This is a genomic window from Hydrogenophaga sp. RAC07 (assembly GCF_001713375.1).
Taxonomy (GTDB): domain Bacteria; phylum Pseudomonadota; class Gammaproteobacteria; order Burkholderiales; family Burkholderiaceae_C; genus Hydrogenophaga.
On sequence record NZ_CP016449.1, the window covers coordinates 3418844 to 3436622 of the forward strand.

The following is a 17779-nucleotide window of genomic DNA, read 5'->3' on the forward strand; positions in this document are numbered from 1 at the left end:
TTGGTTGTCAGACGGGCCGCTCGTTGAGCAGGCACCAGTAGAGTTCGATGTGCTCGGCCACTTCAATGAACTTGCTGAAGCTGACCGGCTTCTCGATGTAGGAGTTCACGCCCAGGTCGTAAGCGGTCTTGAGGTCGGAATTCTCGCGCGACGACGTGAGCACCACCACCGGAATGCGCCGGAACTCGGAGTGGCTCTTGAGTTTTTGCAGCACCTCCAGACCATTGACCTTGGGCAGGTTGATGTCCAGCAGTATGACGGCGGGCAGGGGCTCGCCCGCTTCCCACCGTGGAAAGTAGGCCAGCGCTTCTTCACCATCGCGCGCGATCTGGATGGTGTTGGAGAACTTCTTTTTGTTGAAGGCGCGCAGCGTGAGGTCCAGGTCCATCGGGTTGTCTTCAACCAGCAGGATCGGCGGCATGGTGGAGGGCTTGTTCATGACGGGAACTCCAGAAAAAAGGTGGCGCCTTGTCCGGGCTGGCTCTCGGCCCACACGCGTCCACCCATGCGTTGCACGGCTTTGGCCACCAGCGCCAGACCCAGGCCGGTGCCCTGGTAGTCCTCGGCGCGCTGCAGGCGCTGAAAGATGCCGAAGATGCGGTCGTGGTATTTCATGTCGAAACCCACGCCGTTGTCACGCACCCAGAGCATGCGCCGCTCGCCTTCGGTGCGGGAACCGATTTCCACCTCGGGCTGCGCCCGGGTGCGGCTGAACTTGATGGCGTTGCCAACGAGGTTGCGCAGCACCACGGCCATGCCCTCGCGGTCGAGCCGCAACTCCATGGGCTCCAACTGCAGGCTCAGGCGCACCCGGGTGGTTTCAATATCGGCGCTGTGGCCTTCGATCACCTGGGCCACCAACGCGGGCACGTCCACCCGCTGGTGCTCCATGGCGCGGCGCTCCATGCGCGAATAGTCGAGCAGCCCGGAAATCAGGTCGCCCATCTGCCGCACGCCGCGGCGGATGCGCGTCAGAAACTGGCGACCTTCTTCGTTGAGCAGGCTGCTGTGCTCTTCTTCGAGCAGCTGGCTGTAGCCATCGATCCCGCGCAGCGGCGCCTTGAGGTCGTGCGACACGGTGTACGAGAAAGCTTCGAGTTCCTCGTTGAGACCGCGCAGCTGGGCGGTGCGTTCGTTCACGCGTTGCTCCAGCGCGGCGTTGGTCTGTTCCAGCGTGGCCTGCGCCTGCTTGAGCTGGGTGATGTCCAGCAAGGTCCCGCTGTAACTGTAGAACCCGGCAGTGGCCATGGGCCGGCTCTGCACGCTGCCGCGAAACCAGCGCAGGGGTCCCAGGTCGGGGTGGCGGCGGAACTCGGCGGTGCTCATGGACGTGTCGTGGGGGATGGCACGCATGAAAAGGTCCACCCGCTTCTGGTCGTCGGGGTGGATGTAGGCGAGGTAGGCGGCGAGATCGGACGGTGGCCCCAGCGCTTCGTCGCGCCCCGTGTTGCGGTACATCTGGCGCGACCACCAGATGCTGTGGCTCTGGGTGTCGTACTCCCAGCTGCCCAGCCCCGCCATGGACTCGGCCAGCTCCAGCAGGTCTTTTTGTTTGCCGATCGCGGCGTCGGCCTGCAGCCGCTCGGTGATGTCCTTGACGGTCGCGAACAGGTGCTTGAGCGTGCCGTCGGGGTTGCGCACTGCGCGCACGTCGAGCTCGGTGTGCACGAAGCTGCCGTCCTTGCGCACGAAACGCTTCTGCATCATGTAGTTGTCGGTCCCGTTGGTCAGCATCGCGTCGCGCAGGGCGAGGTTGCGGTCCAGGTCGGGCTGGGGCGTCATCTCGGACCAGGTCATGCGCAGCAGCTCTTCGCGCGAATAGCCCAGGATCGTGCAGAGCTGGCTGTTGACCTGCACCCAGCGCGTGGAGCCTGGCGCCGAAATGGCCATGCCGATGAAAGGCAGCTCGTAGAACAGGCGCAGGAACTCGGCCTGTTCCTGCTGCGCGAGCTGCGCCTCTTTCTGCACCGTGATGTCAAGCAAGACGCCACTGATGCTGGTGATGGTGCCCTGTGCATCGCGGCTCAGCGTGGTGCGGTCGTCCACCCAGACCCAGCTTCCGTCGGCGCAGCGCAACCGGTATTCCTGGCGGTGCTCGTCGGGGCCGTCCTTGAAATAACGGGCCGCCTCCAGCTTCACGCGCTCGATGTCGTCGGGGTGGATCAGGCCTGCGTAGTGCCGATCACCGCGCAAGAGGTCGGCAGGCTGGTAACCCCACTGGTCCACCGACTCGCTCACATAGCTCATCGGCCAACCGGGCTCGTTGTTCCATTCGACCACCACCACGGGCGAGCGATCGACCAGGTCCACCAGGTGCCGGAGCTGGCCTTGACCGGCCTGCAGCCGCTCGGCCATGCGGTCGGCCTCACTGCCGATCATGGCGAGTTCGTCGCGCCCTTGCAGTGCCACGCGCGCCTGCAGTTCGCCGTTGCCCATGCGCTGCAGGGTCGACGCGAGGTGCTGGGCCCGACGAAACCACACCAGGTGCATCAGCAGGGCCAACAACGCGGCCACACCCAGCAGCGTCAGGCTTTCGCGCAACGCGTCTTCTCGCAGGTCGGCCAGGCGCACCGCCCGCGGCAGGCTCAGGTCGACCACGGTGACGAGGCGCCGGCCTGTGGTGAGGGGGGCAATGCCCACCAACTGCTGCGAGGACGGCAGGTGCAGGATCCGGATGGCCACATTCGAGAGGTCGCTGAACACGACGTTGTTGACCTCGGCGAGGTCGGCACGCTGGCGCAGTACCTCGCCGAAGGCCAGGCCGATGTCCGACCGCACCAGCGAAGCTTCCACCAGACTGTCGCGATCGAGCAGGTAGATGTGGCGCATGCCGCTGTACAGGCCAAGTCCTCCGACCAGGCGGCGCAACAGCGTCGGGTTGTCCACGGCAGCCGAGGAGTCCAGGCGGCTTTGCTCGACACTCATGCGCTCGCGCAGGCGCCGGGTCTCCTGGTCAATCACCTGCACGTCCAGATTGCCCACCTGCACCACGTGGCTGATGACGGACGCGGTCAGAGCGAACAGCACCAGCACCAGGGGCGCCAGCAAACGCCCGGGCAAGGTCATGCGGGAAAACAGCGACTTCATGGCGCTTTGCCGCCCGCCTGCAGGCGCTGCATGGGCGCGCCGTCGATGAGTTCTTGCCAGCGTGGCGTGCGCTGGAGCAGCCCGATCGACTGCAGGGCGCCGGCAACGATCAAGGCTTTTTCCACCAGCGGTGGTGGGTCGCCCTGCAGTTCTTGCGCGCAAGCGCCGGCGGATTGAAATGCCAGTCCCCCCAACACCGCCTGGTAGGCAGCCGGCGACAGGTCGGTGCCCCGCGACAGCAACTCCGCTGCGCCGGGCAAGTCGCGCGTGAACAGGTCCAGGCCGGCGTACCAGGCTCGCAGCAAAGCGTCCACCGCTTCGGGGCGCTGCTCCAGCACGTCGGTGCGCACCACCAGCACATCCAGGATCTCGCCCGGGAGTTCGCGGCTGTCGAAGATCCGACGAAAGCCGGCGGCTTCGATCGCGCCCGCCAGAGGCTCGTAGGTCACGGCCGCCGCGGCCTGGCCCGACAGCAGCGCCTCGAGATGGCGGGCGACTTCGATGTTGGTCACCTTCACGTCGGCGCGTGTCAGACCGGCTTTCTGCAAGGTGCGTTGCAGCAGCAGGGCGCCCACGGCCGAGTCTTCCACCGCGACGAATTCACCCTTGAGCTGTGCCGCCGAGGTGATGCGCGGCGCCGCCAGCACCGCATCGCCGCCGGTGGACTCGTCCAGCACCGCCACGATGCGCACCGGCACACCGCTGTCAACCAGACGCAGGGTTTCATCGAGCGTGAGCGTGGCCGCGTCGAGCAGGCCATTGCGCAGGTGGCGCAGCGTTTCGGATGCCGACGCCAGTTCCACCACCCGCAGCTGTTTTGCATCGGCCAGGCCACGGTCGCGCGCCAGCACCAGCGGGTCGTAACCGACCCAGGGGTTCATGCCCACCGTGATGGGCGGTACGACCGACTCACCACAGGCCGCCAGCGACAGCAGCATGGCCGCCATCAGCACTCGCCAGCCACGGCGCAACCATCTGCCCGGCAGATCACCCCTCCCTTGTCCACCCGCCCTCGAAGGGCTTGCGCCATGTTTCATAAGCACGTGTTGTCGGTCCGCCTGCAAGCACAGGAACACCCGCAACATTCTGTTGCAGATACCGTACCCAGTGTAGGGGCCTGTGGTCGCGTTCGCGTCAGGCGACCACAACACAGGCCCATTCGGCGCGCAAAAAGTCCACATCCACGCGGCCTGGCATCCCGCTCGGCATACTGAACCTTTGCCCTTGAACGTGAACTCACCCCGCATGATTGAAATTTCAGACCTGTCCATGCACTACCAGCTGGGCGCCGCACGCATCGACGTGTTGCGCGCGGTGAACCTCTCGGTGGCCGCCGGTGAACGCGTGGCCATCACCGGGCCGTCGGGTTCGGGCAAAACCTCCTTGTTGCTGCTGCTCTCGGGCCTGGAGCGCCCGGCCAGCGGGCGGGTGGCCATCGACGGCACCGAGTTGGGCGGCATGGACGCCGATGCCCTGGCCGACCTGCGCCGCGACCGCATCGGCATCGTGTTCCAGTCGTTCCACCTGCTGCCCAGCCTGAGCGCGCTGGACAACGTCGCCCTGCCGCTGCAGATGGCCAACCGCCCGGACGCGCACGAGCGCGCGGCCGCACTGCTCCAGCGCGTGGGTCTGGGCGAGAGGCAGGGCCACTACCCGAGCCAGCTCTCGGGCGGCGAACAACAGCGCGTGGCCATTGCCCGCGCGCTGGTGCACCGCCCGCGCCTGCTGCTCGCCGACGAGCCCACCGGCAACCTCGACGACCACACCGGCGAAGCCATCCGCGAACTGCTGTTTGAACTCAACACCGAGGCCGGCACCACGCTGGTGCTGGTGACGCACGACCCCGACTTCGCCACGCGCTGCGACCGCGTGCTGCGCCTGCACGATGGCCACCTGAACGAAGTCAACACCACCGTGCGGGCCCCCGATGCCGTTTCTGTTTAGTCTGGCCTGGCGCGACCTGCGCGCCAGCGGCCGACACCTGTGGATCTTCTGCGCCTGCCTGGTGCTGGGCGTGGCGCTGGTCACGGCCGGTGGCGGCCTCTACCGCCAGGTGGCTGGCGCGCTCGTGAACGACGCGCGCCTGCTGTTCGGTGGCGATGTGGAGGTGGAGCAGACCGCGCCACTCCCCCCCGACGTGCTGGCCTGGATGAACGGGCGCGCCGATGTGTCGCGCCTGGTGGAGCTGCGCACCATGCTGCGCACGTCCGATGGCCGGGCCCAGCTCATCGAGCTGCAGAGCGCCGACGCGCGTTACCCGCTGTACGGCACGGTGCAACTGGCCCCCGCGGGTGACTTGACCGCGGCGCTGCTGGAGCGCAACGGTGTGTGGGGCGCGGCCCTGGACGCCACGCTCGCCCAACGCCTGAACCTTCAACCCGGCGACACGGTGGAGGTGGGCAACCTGCGCCTGCAGGTGCGCGCCCTTGTGGTGCGCCAGCCCGACCGCAGCCTGCGCGCCGACTGGGGTGGTGCCCCGGTGCTGGTGGCCGACGGGGCGCTGGCCGCCACCGGCCTGGTGCAGCCGCTCAGCCGCGTGGAGTACCACTACCGCGTTCGCACGCCACAGCCCGCCGCCGCGTGGCGCGACGCCTTCATCGCCGCCTGGCCCGACCTGCAGGCCGAGGTGCGCACGTTTGAAGAACGCAGCGACCGCATGGCCGAGGTGCTGGGCCAGATCGGCTCGGGGCTGCTGCTCATCGGTTTCTCCGCGCTGTTCATTGGCGGACTTGGTGTGTTCAACAGCGTGCAGGCCTACCTGCAAGGCAAGCTCGGCACGCTGGCCACGCTGCGCGCCGTGGGCCTGCGCGACGGCCGGCTGGCCGCGCTGGTGCTGTTGCAGATCCTGATGCTGGCGCTGCTCTCCAGCCTGGGTGGTGTGCTCATCGGCAACGCGCTCGCCCTGGGCGGCACGCTGGCCGCCGCGCAGCAGCTGCCGCTGGCGCCGCTGGTGGCCAGCCTGTGGCTGCCCTCGCTGGTGGGCCTGAGCTTCGGTGTGTTGACCGCGCTCACGTTTGCGCTGCCCGCGCTGGGCCGCGCACTCTCGGTATCGCCGGCCGCGCTGTTTCGCGGCATCGACGGCAACACGCTCAAGACGCCCCGACGCGTGTGGTGGCTCACCGGCGGTGTGGCTGCGGTGGTGGGTGTGCTGGTGGTGGCCAGCGTGCCCGACGCACGTTTCGGCTTCGCTTTTGTGGTGGCCACGGTGTTGCTGCTGGTGCTGCTCGAAGGCGTGACGCGCCTGCTGCGTGGCCTGGCGCGCCGCCAGCTCCACCGGCCCGGGGCCACGATGCCGTTTGAACTGCGCCTGGCCATGGCCGGCCTGCAGCGCAGCGACTCACCCTTGCGCGCGGCCCTGCTCTCGCTGGGTGCCGCGCTCACGCTGCTGGTGGCCTGCACGCTGGTGGTCACCTCGCTCTTGCGCACGGTGAACGAAACCGTGCCCGCCAACGCGCCGGCCATGGTGTTCTACGACGTGCAGACCGAGCAGATCCCGTTGCTGCAGGACACGCTCGAAGCGCAGCCTGGCTTGCGCGAGGTCACCACGGCCCCGCTGGTGCTGGGCCGTGTGATCGAGGTGAACGGCGAAGTGCTGCGCGACAGCAGCGATGGTGAGCGCGTGCGCGAAGCGCGCGACGAGCAGAAGTTCAGCAGCCGCGCCGGCAACATCGACGACGTGGTGATCCGCAACGGCGCCTGGTGGCCGGCCGACCACAGCGGCGCTCCACTGGTGGCCATGGAAGACCGCGAGGCCGACCAGCTGGGCCTGAAGGTGGGCGACCAACTGACCTTCGAGATCCTGGGCGCACCGGTGCAGGCCGAGCTCGCCGCCATTTACAGCCAGCAGCGGATGCAGGCGCGCCTGTGGCTGGAAGGCATCTTCAGCGACGGTGTGCTCGACCCCTACATCACGCGCCACGTGGGCGCCGCCTGGCTGCCCGCCGACCAGGCCCTGGCCGCTCAAGACCAGCTGGCCGCCGCCGCGCCCAACATCGCCACCGTGCGCACCGAGTCGCTGCTGCGCGAGACGCGTGCGCTCATGGGCCGCGCCAGCACGGGTCTGGCGGTGATCGCCGGCGTGTGCCTGGCGGCCAGCCTGCTGGTGCTCGCCAGCGTGGTGGCCAGCAGCCGCGCGCGCCAGGTGTTTGAGGCCACGGTGATGCACGCCGTCGGTGCGCGCCTGACCAGTCTGCGGCGTGTGCTGTATTGGGAATACCTGCTGCTCGCGGTGGTGACCGCCGGTTTTGCCATGCTGGCCGGCAGCGCGCTGGCCACCGGCCTGCTGCGCTGGCGGCTCGACCTGGACCCCATGGGCCTGTACTGGACCGGCGCGCTCACCGCGCTGGGGGTCAGCGGTGTGAGCCTGGGGCTGGGTGCGCGCTACCTGCTCGCGCAGATGCGGCTGAACCCGGCCATGCTGCTGCGCAGCGGCACCTGATCAAGCGGCGAACGCAGGCTCCAGGAAGGTGGCGCCCAGGTGGCCCACCTTCACCCAGATCAACGCGCCCTCGGGGCCGGTGAAGGGCGTGTGCTGGCTCCAGCGCGGGTTGCGCAGCCAGCTGTGGCGCGGGTAGGTGCCGTGCTCGTCGCGAAACACACCTTCCAGCACAAAGATCTCTTCACCACCGGGATGGCGGTGCGGGTTGAACTGTGTGTGGGGCGCCCAGCGCACCAGCGCCGTGCTCACGCCGTCGTGCTCGTGCAGCGGCATCACTGTGAGTCCCGGCACCAGACCCTGACGCCAGGGTTCGGTGAGCGTGTTGATGCGCACGGGCGTGAGGTCGTCGGCGGCGAACTGCCACAGCTTCACCAGCAACACGCAGCCGGGCACCGAAAACGGCGCGTGGCGCGTGCCGGGTGGGTTGCGCAGGTAGGTGCCGGCCGGGTGGTCGCCGGTCTCGTCCGAAAACACACCCTCGAGCACCAGGATTTCCTCGCCGCCGCCGTGGGTGTGCGCATCAAAGCGCGAGCCGGGTGCATAACGCACCACGCTGGTGGCACGTGCCACCTCGTTGCCCACGCGGTCGAGCAGGCGGCGCTCCACCCCCGGCAAGGGCGAGGGCTGCCAGATGGCCGTGTCTGCCCGGTCGGTGGCGCGCAGGGAAAAGTCGTTGTTGAGGTTCATGGCCAAAAGTCTGTTGCCAGGGGGGATTGCAGCACGGCAGCGACGGCCCTGCACGTGTGGGCCTTTGTCGCCACCACGGCTTCGTGCGGTGTCGAACAGACACGGACCGGGGCGTTTCGGACACTGGAAGCTTTCGTTTTCAAGTTCCAAAGATTCCATGAACTGCATCACCACCGCCGACCAGACCTCGCTCTACCTCAAGGACTGGGGCGAGGGCAGTCCCGTCGTGCTGATCCACGGCTGGCCTTTGAGCGCCGACAGCTGGGACGATCTCGCCATGTCGCTGGTCGAGGCCGGCCACCGCGTCATCTCGTACGACCGGCGCGGGTTCGGCCGCTCGTCACAACCCTGGAACGGTTACGACTACGACACCCTGGCCGACGACCTGTGGGAGGTGATGGAGCAGCTCAAGCTGGAAGACGTCACGCTGGTGGGCTTTTCCATGGGCGGCGGCGAGGTGGCGCGCTACATGTCGCGCCACAACGGCAAGCACGTGGCGCGCACCGCGCTGATTTCGTCGGTGCTGCCGTTTCGCCTGAAGACCCCCGACAACCCCACGGGCGCGGAAGCCTCCGCCTTCGACAAGACCGCCAAGGCCCTGGGGGACGACCGCGCCAAATTCTTCACCGGCTTCTTCCGTGACTTCTTCAGCCACGCCTCCCCCGACAGCCGCGTGAGCGACGAGACCCTGCGCTGGGCGCACAACACCGCCATGCAGGCCGGCCTGCGCCCCACCGTGGCCAGCATGCGCGCGTTCTCCAGCACCGACTTCCGCCCCGACCTCGCCGCGTTCACGGTGCCCACGCTGCTGATCCACGGCACCGACGACAAAACGGTGCCGATCGCGGCATCGAGCCGCCTCGCGGCTGCGGGCATCGCCGGGTCGCAGCTCATCGAATACGAAGGCGCACCGCACGGCCTGTTCGTCAGCCACAAGCAGCGCCTGGCCAAGGACCTGCTGGCGTTTCTGAAAGCCTGAGAGGCTTCACGCCATGGCCCAGCGCACGGCAGCGTCCAGCTGGTTGAAGCTGTTCAACCGCAACCTGGCCACGCTCACGCGCAACACGCGCCGTGCGCAGACGCGCGCCGTCAAAACCGCCGTGAAACGCGCGGCCACCCCGAAGCAGCCACCGGCCACACCGGGCGACTGGCTCAGCGGCATGGCGATCGGCCCCGGCGGCGCGCGCCGCTACCGTCTTTACCGGCCGCCCGCGTTGCAAGCCGGCGAGCGCCTGCCGCTGCTGGTCATGCTGCACGGCTGCGGCCAGGATGCGGCGGGTTTTGCGCAAAGCACCCGCATGAACGCGCTGGCCAGACGCGAGCGCTTTCTGGTTCTCTACCCCGAGCAAGACCGCCTGGCCAGCGCCCAGCGTTGCTGGAACTGGTTTGACACGCGCAGCGGGCGCGCCCACGGCGAGGTGTCGCTGATCCTGGCCGCCATCGACCAGGTGTGCCTGCTGCAGCCGGTGGACCGGGCCTGCGTGGCCCTCGCGGGCCTGTCGGCCGGCGCCAGCATGGCCGCGCTCATCGCCTCGCGCCACCCGGCGCGCTTCAAGGCGGTGGTGATGCACTCGGGCATTGCCCCCGGCGCGGCCGACTCCACCGCCACCGCGCTCGCCGCCATGCGTGGGCACCGCATGCCCGCGCCCTGGTCGCCCCCACCGGGTCAACTGTTGCCGCTGCCGCCGCTGCTGGTGATTCAAGGCAGACGCGATGCCGTGGTGGCCTCCAGCAACGGCGCCGCTGCGGCCGGCGTGTGGGCACTTGCCGGTGGCGCTGCCGCGGGCGCACCGCGCAGCCAGCAACGCGGCCAGCGCCACCCCATGCAGGTGACCGACTTCAAACACCGCGGGCGCACCGCCGCCACCCTGATCAACGTGGACCAGCTCGGCCACGCCTGGAGCGGTGGCGCAGCCAACCAGCCTTACAGCGACGCGCAAGGGCCCGACGCCTCGCGACTGGTCTGGGCCTTTGTCTCGAAACAGTTTCCCTCCGCCCGGGCAACCGTGGCAGCCCAGGTGCCGGCGCGCCTGGCCGCACCGCCCGCCGTCAACATTCCTTTGCTCTTCAACCCCTTCGCGCTCTTCGCGATGAAGGGTGCGACACTCAAACCATGAACCGACCCCCGATCTATCCCGACCCACCGCAAATCATTGCGCCCACCACCGGCAACGCCGAAGGCGACGAGGTGGCACCCATCACGGCCCCGGTCGACCCGCTGTTTCTGGCCGCACCGCGCGTGTCCACATTCCATGGCAAGCAACCCCTGACCAACGCCAGCGGTTTCTTTTTCGAGCGGGACGACCGCCTGTATCTGGTGACCAGCCGGCACGTGGTGATTGACGAAGCCACCCAGCATTTCCCCGACCGGCTGGAGATCGAACTGCACCTGGACGCCTCCAACCTCACGCGCTCCACCGGCTTTTCGATGCTGCTCTACAACGAGGGTGCGGCCGTGTGGCGCCAGGGCAAGGACAGCGGTGGCGAGATCGATGTGGCCGTGATCGAACTCGACCGCGCGGCGCTGCCCGACGAGTCGGTGATCCGAGCCTTCAGCCCGGCCCACCTGCCGACCAGCTTTGACGAAGTGCACCCCGGCGAGTCGTTGCTGGTGGTGGGCTTTCCGCTCGGGTTCCACGACGCGCTGCACCACCTGCCGGTGCTGCGCCACGCCATCATTGCCTCGCCTTACGGGATCCGCTTCCAGGGCAACGGCTACTTCCTCACCGACGCCCGCACCCACCGCGGCACCAGCGGCGCGGCGGTGGTGATGCGCGACAGCTCTCCCGAAGCGCAGAGCGCTGCCCTGCCCTGGAAACTGATGGGCGTGCACTCGGCCCGCATGGACATGGGCGACCGCGATCTGGTGCTGGACGAGTCGCTGGGCCTGAACTGCGCCTGGTACGCCGATATTCTGCTCACGCTCACCACACCGCGGGAGGGCGATTCGGCGGCGTGAACTTCAGCGACCGCCGAGCGGGACTGCGCCCTGGTGCGCGCCTCCGGTCTGGACGCTCAGCGCATGGCCGGCGCGCCCGGCATGGGCTGCAGGGGCGGCATGGGTTGCGGTGAAGGTTGCCCTGGCGGCATGGGTTGCATGGGCGGCACGGCCGGGACCGTGGTGACCAGTTCGCGGATCTGACCGCCGCCGGCCACCGAGCCACTCACGGTGCCTTCGCCATGCACCATGCGCTCGCAGGTCGATTTGTTCTCCGGCGGCAGGTCGGCACAGCGCTTCATCGCGTTCTCCATGCGGGCTTCGGGCGTGGCCCCCGGCGCGCGGTTCTGGCCCTGGGCGCGCACCGCCCCGGCTTCGCGCAGGCAACTGGTGCGCTCGTGTTGCGAGTCGCTGCGCATGCAGGCGGCGCGGTCTTGCTCGTAGGTGGTCTGGGCCCAGGCGCTGACGCCGGACAAGGCGCAGGCCGCCACCACACTGGTGCGAAGCAAAAGGGAAGACATTGATTTCATGGGGGACTCCTGTTGGAGCGACGAGCGACTGTGTGCGCCCGACGTTCAGGGCCCACGCTACCTGCGGCAGCGTTTAAGGTCTGTGCTCCAGCGCACCCCTGCGCGGGAGATCACAGTTGTCTCTCCGCGCAGGAACGCCGACAGGCCGCCATCCTCCAAGGTCCCATGTTCAGAAGATTTCGATACCGACGCGCACTGACGGCCGCTTTGCGCGAGCTGGGTTTGCAGCCGGGCAGTTTGAACCCGGCGTTGTGCGACGAGGCGGTGGTGATGGGGCTGCGCGAGTACCTCTCACCCAAAGAGGCCGCGCTGGAGGTGTTGTCGGTGGTCTACCCCGGCCTGGACCTGGTTCAACGCCTCACCACGCTGGCGGTGATCCGGCAATGGCGGCGCAAGTCCAGCGTGCGCGAATCCCACTTCCAACGGGCGCTGGCGGGTGGGTTGCCGGAACTGAAGTCGACCGCTTTGCCGGACCAATAGCCGTTTGTGGCCGCCTGCCGCTCAGGGGGCAGCGGTTTCCAGTCCCAGTCGGGCCAGCAGGTTCTCGCTGGCATTGAGCGTGTGCTGCAGCGCCAGTTGGCGCGCCTGGGCCACGTCACCCGCTTCAATGGCATCGGCAATGGCCTGATGCTCGTCCCAGATGGGGCGGCGCATGCCGTGCAGCTGGATCACGCCGCCCATCACCCGCCGCAGGTGCACCCAGTGCATGCGTGAACTGTCTTCAATCAGCGGGTTGCCGCTGGCCTGGTAGACGGCGCGGTGGAAGGCCATGTCGGCGTCGATCATGGCGCGCACGTCGTCGCCCAGGCTGATCTCTCGCCCCTTGCGGATGAGTTCGGGGTCGATACGCGCCCAACGCTCGGCCGCGAGGCCCGCGGCGAGTTCGTCCAGCACGCCGCGGATCTTGTACACGTGGCCGATGGTCTGCGGGTCGAGCGGGGCGATGAGCACGCCGCGCCCGGGCGCGTCCTGGACCAGACCGTCGGTCTTGAGCTGGCGCAGGGCCTGGATCACGGGCGAGCGCGACACATCGAGCTGCTCGGCCACCTCTTCCTGCGTGATGCGGGTGCCCGGGGCGAGCGAGCCGTCGCTGATGGCGTCCAGCAGCACCTTGTAGACCTCGTCCACGTAGTTGGTGCGGGAGGGGAGCTTGGCCGTGAACGACATGGAAACCTTCTGGTTTTTGGATACAAAGTACAGCGACAGCCCGAAGGGTAAACCAAGGGCAGGGTCATTCGGGTTGACAGGCCGGGGCATTCCACCTATCTTTGAACTCTGTATACAGAGTTCAGAACCCACAAAACCCCTACCCGACGGAGACACCGCATGACCCAGCCCATGGACAAACACGACAGCCAACGTTCGACCGGCACCGCACCACCGGTGGAGAAAAAGCTGATTCCCTACGGCGGGTACCACACCAACAAGATCCCGAGCCACGACCCGGAGCTGACCGAGGTCGGCCCGGGCACGCCCACGGGCGAGTACATGCGCAGCTTCTGGCAACCGGTCTGCATGTCCATGGAGCTCACCGACACGCCGCACTTTCTGAAGATCCTCGGCGAGGAGCTGGTGGCCTTTCGGGACAAGAGCGGCCGCGTCGGCCTGCTGCACGCGCACTGCGTGCACCGAGGTGCGTCGCTCGAATACGGCTCCATCCAGGAGCGCGGGATCATGTGCTGCTACCACGGCATGGTGTTCGACATCGACGGCACCTGCCTGAAGGTGCCCTTTCCGAAGGGCGAAGAAGCGGACGCCGAGCGCTACGCCTGCTCGATCCGCCAGGGTGCCTACAAGGCCTTCGAGCGCAACGGCCTGGTGTTCGCCTACATGGGCCCGCCCGAGAAAGAACCGCCCTTCCCCGAGTGGGAAGGCAACTTCACCGTGCTGCCCGGTGACGAACTCGTGCCCTACAGCAACTTCCAGCACTGCAACTGGCTGCAGGTGCAGGACAACGCGGCCGACAACTTCCACACCGCCACGCTGCACTCGGCCAAGAACGTGGTGAACGGGCAGTTCCAGGGCACGACGTTCGACGAGGTCGGCGCGCCTTCCATGGAAGTGGCGCCCGACATGCAGTTCGTGCCGGTGCAGGGCGGCCGCTCGCTGGCCTGCGCGGGTGCGCGCCGCGTGAGCGACGACCGCCTGTTCATCCGCGTGCAGCACCAGGTGCTGCCCAACCTGAGCCTGCACGCCTACACCTCCGAAGACGGCTCGGCGCAAAAGCACTTCAGCCGCTTCCACATCGTGCGCTGGACGGTGCCGGTGGACGACGTGAACAGCAAGATGATCGGCTGGCGCGTGATGGGCCCGGGCATCGACACGCGCGGCGTGGGCATCAGGGAGCTCGTGGGCTACGAGTCGATCGACTTCCTGGAAGGCCAGGTGGCGCTGCGCCGGCCCGAACGTTTTGGCGGACTCACCATCAACGACCGGCCGCAGATCCCGGGCGATCACCGCGCGCGCGCCAACTACAAACAGGCGCAGTACGCCCCGGGCGACTACGAAGCCATCATCAGCCAGCGGCCGATCGCGGTGCACGCGCTGGAGAACCCGACCAAGCTCGACGCCGGCGTCTACATGTTCCGCAAGCTGCTGCGCGATGCCGTGCGCGGCACCAACAAGGCCGCCAGCGCCGAGGGTTTTGCCGACTGGCTGCGCGACGCCGCCGGCGCACCACGCAGTTTCTGTTCGGGCAATGTGCTGGAGATCCCGGTGGGTGCGCGGGTGGAAGACGAGATCGTGCGCCGCCGCCACGTGACCAAGGCGGTGGTGACCATGCTGGCCGAGAGCGAACACCTCAAGGGCGCGGAGCGCGAGCAGTTCGTCAAGACCCGCATGCTCGCGCTGGAGGCCGAGATGAAGGCCAGCGCCGCGACGGCCTGACCCATGGACGAACTCGACGCTTCGCTGGCGCTGCAGATCCGCCAGATCCGCCTGGAAGCCACCGGCATCCACTCGTTTGAACTTCGCGCGCCCGACCACGAGCACCTGCCCGCCTTCACCGCCGGGGCGCACATCGATGTGCACCTGCCTGGCGGCCTGGTGCGCCAGTACTCGCTGTGCAACGACCCGGCGGAGTCGCACAGGTATGTCATCGGGGTGTTGAAGGACCTCAACGGACGCGGTGGTTCGCTGCGCGTGCACGAGGCGTTGAAGGTCGGTGACACGGTGAAGGTGAGCCGCCCGCGCAACCAGTTCGAGTTGCAGCCGCAGCAGACATCGGCCCTGCTGATCGCCGGTGGTATCGGCATCACGCCGCTGAAGTCCATGGCGCACAGCCTGCTGCAGGCCGGCACACCGTTCGAACTGCACTACTGCGCACGCTCCTGCGAGGTGGCGGCGTTCACCGAAGAGCTGGTTGAACTCAACCGCCGGGTGCCGGGCTCGGCACGCTGGCATTTCGACAACGGTGTGGTGGGCGCGGGGCTGGATCTGGCGGCGCTGCTCGCGGTGCAGCCTGCGGGCACGCACCTGTATTTCTGCGGACCGCCCGGTTTCATGAAAGCCTGCGCGCAAGCCGCGGCGCACTGGCAGCCGGGCACCGTGCATTCGGAACACTTCCAGGCACCCACCCGGGCCGAGCCGCTGGCTCCCACCACCGGCGCCACCCTGAAGTTGTCGAAGTCGGAGCGGGAACTCGTCCTGCCCGAAGGCAGCAACCTGCTGGACTTTCTGGACCAGCACGGCATTCATGTGCCCACCTCGTGTGTGAGCGGCCTGTGCGGCACCTGCAAGACCGGTTATGCCGACGGCGAGGTCGAGCACAACGACTTCATCCTGGACGACGCCGAGAAGAACCATTGCCTCACGCCCTGCGTGTCCCGCATCTTGAGCCGCAGCATCACGCTGCACCTGTGACATCCCGGCCCCTGCTGCGGACTGGAACTTCGCCAGCCGTCGTGAAGTCATTCATGCGCCATCCCGCACGCCTTCCCGTCCCGCCCCTGCGCGGGCAGCTGGAGCCACCCATGTTCACCCACCGCCTCTTTGCCCTGCCCGCGCTGCTGCTCATCTGCGCCGCGCTCACCGCCCACGCCCAGCCCACCATCGCCAATGCCGCGTCGTCCGCGCCCGCGGCCGGCGCTGCGCTGCAAGGCCCTGCCCTGCTCAGTGCCTTGCGCAGCGGCGGCTACGTGGTCTATTTCCGCCACACCGCCACCGACTTCTCGCGCGGTGATTCGGCCATGAGCTCGTACACCGACTGCGACAACCAGCGCCTGCTCTCGCCGCAAGGCCAGCGCGACGCCACCGCCATCGGCCAACGCATCCGCGCGCTGCAGCTGCCGGTGGGCGAGGCCCTGGCCAGTCCCTACTGCCGCACCATGGACCACGCGCGCTTGATGCTGACCACGGTGACGCCACGCAACGAGATCCGCGAAGCGCAGGGCAACGACTACGCTGGGCTCAAACAGCTGCTGGCCACGCCGGTCCCCGTCGGCACCAACCGCTGGATCGTGGGCCACGGCACGCCGTTTCGTGCGGTGGCCGGCGCGCCCCACCTGAGCGAGGGCGAAGCCGCCGTGATCCGCCCCGGCACCACGGGCTGGACGGTGCTGGCCCGCCTCATGGTCGCCGACTGGGCGGCGCTGGGCTCCACGCCATGAATGGAGCCTTGGGTTGGATGTGTATGGCGTCGCACAGACGCCGCGGGGGGTGGGCCAACATGATCCAATGATCGGGCTGGTGCGCCACAACCTCTGCGGCGCCAGCACGACCCTCTTCGAGAAATACCACCATGAACCTGAACCTGAGCATTGGCCCCCTGGTGGCCCTCATCGCCGGCATCCTCATCCTCGTGATGCCGCGCATGCTGAACTACATCGTTGCCGTCTACCTGATCATCGTGGGCGTGATCGGCCTGTTCGGCCGCAACCTCGGTTTGTGATGCACGCGGCCTGAGCCGCACCACCCGACCACGCAAGCCCGCCGCACGCCAAGTGCGGTGGGCTTTTTCACGTCCGCAGGTTGGCATCAAGCTTGCAAGCCATCTTGAATACAAGACGGAATGCTCACGCTTGGTGCGGGCCGCTTCCATCCTGGTGCGTCATTGTTTGTTCAACCCGCTGGAGCCCATCCATGAAGACCTTCACCGCCACCGCCCTGTCCACCTCGACCAACCGACGCACCGTGCTGCAGCTTGGCGCTGCGGGTGCGGCCATCGGCCTGCTGGGCGCGCCCGGCATCGTGCGCGCGCAGGCCGCCACCAAGGTCCGCCTGGGTTACTGGCCCATTGCCGCAGGCCTGCCGTTCTACTCGGCCATCGAGCTGGGCTATTTCAAGGAAGCCGGTCTGGACGTCGAGCCGCTCAAATTCGCCGGTGCGCAGCAGGTCATGGAAGCGGTGCTCTCGGGCCGCTCCGATGGCACGGCCAACGGCACCGGTTCGGCCAACATCGCCATCGGCGAACTGGCCCAGCCCGGCACCTTCAAGATCTTCTGCTCCAACCCGAGCAACGTGAAGAACGTGCTCGACGAGGTCATCGTGCCCGTGGCGAGCCCCGCCAAGGTGATGGCCGACCTCAAGGGCAAGCGCGTGGCTTCGGGCCCCGGCATCCAGAACGTGACGCTGGCCAAGACCATCCTGGAGCGTGGTGGTGCCACCGGCGCCACCGTGGTCGAGTTGCCGATCGGCCAGCACGTGGCCGCGCTCGCCGCCGGCCAGATCGACGGCGCCTACACGCTGGAACCCACGGGCACCATTGGCCGCATGAACGGCACCAGCCGCGTGCTGGAGGCCGGTGTCATTGCGCGCTATGTGCTGGGCGACAACATGGCGCCGTGGTTCGGCGGCTCGGCGTCGCTGTCGTCCGAGTTCATCAAGAAGAACCCCGAGGCGGCGAAGAAGTTTGTCGCAGCCTACGCCAAGGGTGTGGCCTACGTGCGCAGCAAGCCGGTGGAGGCACGCAAGTACCTCACGGGCTACACCCCCATCGAAGGCGCCCTCGCGGGCGAGGTGCCGCTGGCCGCCTACACCATGTACAGCGAGTTCACGCCCGCCGACATCGGCCACTTCCAGAAGTTCTTCGACCTGTTCTCCGAAAAGGGCATCTTCAGTTCGCGTCTCATGGTCGACACCATGATCTACAAAGGCTGAACG

At 67.8% G+C, this 17779-nt stretch carries 17 protein-coding genes; 11 read left to right on the plus strand and 6 right to left on the minus strand.

Features of this window, described 5'->3' with window-relative positions; translation table 11 throughout:
- Nucleotides 1–7: 7 nt before the first annotated feature.
- From BSY239_RS16045 to BSY239_RS16055, 3 genes are read right to left on the minus strand one after another with little or no spacing between them, the layout of a single operon-like run.
- Nucleotides 8–439: a response regulator gene (locus tag BSY239_RS16045; RefSeq protein ID WP_069047674.1), complete on the minus strand. Its 432-nt coding sequence runs from the start codon at nucleotides 437–439 to the stop codon at nucleotides 8–10.
- Nucleotides 436–3087 (minus strand): PAS domain S-box protein, encoded by a 2652-nt coding sequence (locus BSY239_RS16050; protein ID WP_069047675.1) that lies wholly within the window; start codon nucleotides 3085–3087, stop codon nucleotides 436–438. Before BSY239_RS16050 ends, BSY239_RS16045 begins: the two co-directional genes overlap by 4 nt.
- On the minus strand, nucleotides 3084–4034 hold the full coding sequence (locus BSY239_RS16055; protein ID WP_069047676.1) for an ABC transporter substrate-binding protein: 951 nt from the start codon (nucleotides 4032–4034) through the stop codon (nucleotides 3084–3086). The genes BSY239_RS16050 and BSY239_RS16055 overlap by 4 nt, the downstream gene beginning before the upstream one ends.
- 298 nt (nucleotides 4035–4332) lie before the next feature.
- Here BSY239_RS16055 and BSY239_RS16060 point away from each other — a divergent pair, with 298 nt between their 5' ends.
- Nucleotides 4333–5031 (plus strand): ABC transporter ATP-binding protein, encoded by a 699-nt coding sequence (locus BSY239_RS16060; protein WP_069047677.1) that lies wholly within the window; start codon nucleotides 4333–4335, stop codon nucleotides 5029–5031.
- On the plus strand, nucleotides 5015–7525 hold the full coding sequence (locus BSY239_RS16065) for an ABC transporter permease (RefSeq protein ID WP_069047678.1): 2511 nt from the start codon (nucleotides 5015–5017) through the stop codon (nucleotides 7523–7525). The genes BSY239_RS16060 and BSY239_RS16065 overlap by 17 nt, the downstream gene beginning before the upstream one ends.
- Here the strand turns inward: BSY239_RS16065 and BSY239_RS16070 are convergent, their stop codons facing one another.
- Complete coding sequence (locus BSY239_RS16070) at nucleotides 7526–8212, minus strand: cupin domain-containing protein (RefSeq protein ID WP_069047679.1); 687 nt, start codon at nucleotides 8210–8212, stop codon at nucleotides 7526–7528.
- Between the two features lie 157 nt (nucleotides 8213–8369).
- On the opposite strand from BSY239_RS16070, the gene BSY239_RS16075 reads away from it, so the two are divergent.
- The 3 genes from BSY239_RS16075 to BSY239_RS16085 are packed head-to-tail and all read left to right on the plus strand — an operon-like array spanning nucleotide 8370 to nucleotide 11171.
- On the plus strand, nucleotides 8370–9191 hold the full coding sequence (locus BSY239_RS16075; RefSeq protein ID WP_069047680.1) for an alpha/beta fold hydrolase: 822 nt from the start codon (nucleotides 8370–8372) through the stop codon (nucleotides 9189–9191).
- Between the two features lie 13 nt (nucleotides 9192–9204).
- A complete protein-coding gene (locus BSY239_RS16080; RefSeq protein WP_069047681.1) occupies nucleotides 9205–10329 on the plus strand; it encodes an extracellular catalytic domain type 1 short-chain-length polyhydroxyalkanoate depolymerase in 1125 nt (374 codons plus the stop codon).
- Nucleotides 10326–11171, plus strand: a complete 846-nt coding sequence (locus BSY239_RS16085; RefSeq protein ID WP_083240015.1) for a S1 family peptidase — start codon at nucleotides 10326–10328, stop codon at nucleotides 11169–11171. Before BSY239_RS16080 ends, BSY239_RS16085 begins: the two co-directional genes overlap by 4 nt.
- Before the next feature lie 56 nt (nucleotides 11172–11227).
- Here BSY239_RS16085 and BSY239_RS16090 read toward each other — a convergent pair whose 3' ends face one another.
- Nucleotides 11228–11680 (minus strand): hypothetical protein, encoded by a 453-nt coding sequence (locus BSY239_RS16090; protein ID WP_156775507.1) that lies wholly within the window; start codon nucleotides 11678–11680, stop codon nucleotides 11228–11230.
- Between the two features lie 165 nt (nucleotides 11681–11845).
- Here BSY239_RS16090 and BSY239_RS16095 point away from each other — a divergent pair, with 165 nt between their 5' ends.
- Entirely contained in the window at nucleotides 11846–12160 is a 315-nt protein-coding gene (locus BSY239_RS16095) for a hypothetical protein (RefSeq protein ID WP_156775508.1), read from the plus strand.
- Between the two features lie 21 nt (nucleotides 12161–12181).
- Here BSY239_RS16095 and BSY239_RS16100 read toward each other — a convergent pair whose 3' ends face one another.
- The gene (locus BSY239_RS16100; RefSeq protein WP_069047684.1) at nucleotides 12182–12847 is read right to left on the minus strand and encodes a GntR family transcriptional regulator; all 666 of its coding nucleotides are present in this window, start codon (nucleotides 12845–12847) and stop codon (nucleotides 12182–12184) included.
- A gap of 159 nt (nucleotides 12848–13006) precedes the next feature.
- Between BSY239_RS16100 and BSY239_RS16105 the strand changes: the two genes are divergently transcribed.
- The 5 genes from BSY239_RS16105 (at nucleotide 13007) to BSY239_RS16120 (ending at nucleotide 17776) form a co-directional block, all read left to right on the plus strand.
- Nucleotides 13007–14566 carry a Rieske 2Fe-2S domain-containing protein gene (locus tag BSY239_RS16105; RefSeq protein ID WP_069047685.1) on the plus strand — a complete coding sequence of 520 codons (1560 nt, stop codon included), beginning with the start codon at nucleotides 13007–13009 and terminating at the stop codon, nucleotides 14564–14566.
- A 3-nt stretch (nucleotides 14567–14569) separates the two neighbouring features.
- Entirely contained in the window at nucleotides 14570–15541 is a 972-nt protein-coding gene (locus tag BSY239_RS16110; RefSeq protein WP_069047686.1) for a PDR/VanB family oxidoreductase, read from the plus strand.
- 110 nt (nucleotides 15542–15651) lie between these two features.
- Nucleotides 15652–16287 (plus strand): histidine phosphatase family protein, encoded by a 636-nt coding sequence (locus BSY239_RS16115; protein WP_069047687.1) that lies wholly within the window; start codon nucleotides 15652–15654, stop codon nucleotides 16285–16287.
- 131 nt (nucleotides 16288–16418) lie between these two features.
- Entirely contained in the window at nucleotides 16419–16568 is a 150-nt protein-coding gene (locus BSY239_RS22170; protein WP_083240016.1) for a DUF3096 domain-containing protein, read from the plus strand.
- A 191-nt stretch (nucleotides 16569–16759) separates the two neighbouring features.
- On the plus strand, nucleotides 16760–17776 hold the full coding sequence (locus tag BSY239_RS16120) for an ABC transporter substrate-binding protein (protein WP_069047688.1): 1017 nt from the start codon (nucleotides 16760–16762) through the stop codon (nucleotides 17774–17776).
- The last annotated feature ends 3 nt before the right edge of the window (nucleotides 17777–17779 follow it).

Coding starts and splice junctions, on each gene's coding strand:
- BSY239_RS16100 (WP_069047684.1), bottom strand. CDS start 12,847: ATGTCGTTCACGGCCAAGCTCCCCTCCCGCACCAACTACGTGGACGAG.
- BSY239_RS16110 (WP_069047686.1), top strand. CDS start 14,570: ATGGACGAACTCGACGCTTCGCTGGCGCTGCAGATCCGCCAGATCCGC.
- BSY239_RS16115 (WP_069047687.1), top strand. CDS start 15,652: ATGTTCACCCACCGCCTCTTTGCCCTGCCCGCGCTGCTGCTCATCTGC.
- BSY239_RS22170 (WP_083240016.1), top strand. CDS start 16,419: ATGAACCTGAACCTGAGCATTGGCCCCCTGGTGGCCCTCATCGCCGGC.
- BSY239_RS16120 (WP_069047688.1), top strand. CDS start 16,760: ATGAAGACCTTCACCGCCACCGCCCTGTCCACCTCGACCAACCGACGC.
- BSY239_RS16060 (WP_069047677.1), top strand. CDS start 4,333: ATGATTGAAATTTCAGACCTGTCCATGCACTACCAGCTGGGCGCCGCA.
- BSY239_RS16065 (WP_069047678.1), top strand. CDS start 5,015: ATGCCGTTTCTGTTTAGTCTGGCCTGGCGCGACCTGCGCGCCAGCGGC.
- BSY239_RS16045 (WP_069047674.1), bottom strand. CDS start 439: ATGAACAAGCCCTCCACCATGCCGCCGATCCTGCTGGTTGAAGACAAC.
- BSY239_RS16080 (WP_069047681.1), top strand. CDS start 9,205: ATGGCCCAGCGCACGGCAGCGTCCAGCTGGTTGAAGCTGTTCAACCGC.
- BSY239_RS16075 (WP_069047680.1), top strand. CDS start 8,370: ATGAACTGCATCACCACCGCCGACCAGACCTCGCTCTACCTCAAGGAC.
- BSY239_RS16050 (WP_069047675.1), bottom strand. CDS start 3,087: ATGAAGTCGCTGTTTTCCCGCATGACCTTGCCCGGGCGTTTGCTGGCG.
- BSY239_RS16090 (WP_156775507.1), bottom strand. CDS start 11,680: ATGAAATCAATGTCTTCCCTTTTGCTTCGCACCAGTGTGGTGGCGGCC.
- BSY239_RS16105 (WP_069047685.1), top strand. CDS start 13,007: ATGACCCAGCCCATGGACAAACACGACAGCCAACGTTCGACCGGCACC.
- BSY239_RS16055 (WP_069047676.1), bottom strand. CDS start 4,034: ATGGCGGCCATGCTGCTGTCGCTGGCGGCCTGTGGTGAGTCGGTCGTA.
- BSY239_RS16085 (WP_083240015.1), top strand. CDS start 10,326: ATGAACCGACCCCCGATCTATCCCGACCCACCGCAAATCATTGCGCCC.
- BSY239_RS16070 (WP_069047679.1), bottom strand. CDS start 8,212: ATGAACCTCAACAACGACTTTTCCCTGCGCGCCACCGACCGGGCAGAC.
- BSY239_RS16095 (WP_156775508.1), top strand. CDS start 11,846: ATGTTCAGAAGATTTCGATACCGACGCGCACTGACGGCCGCTTTGCGC.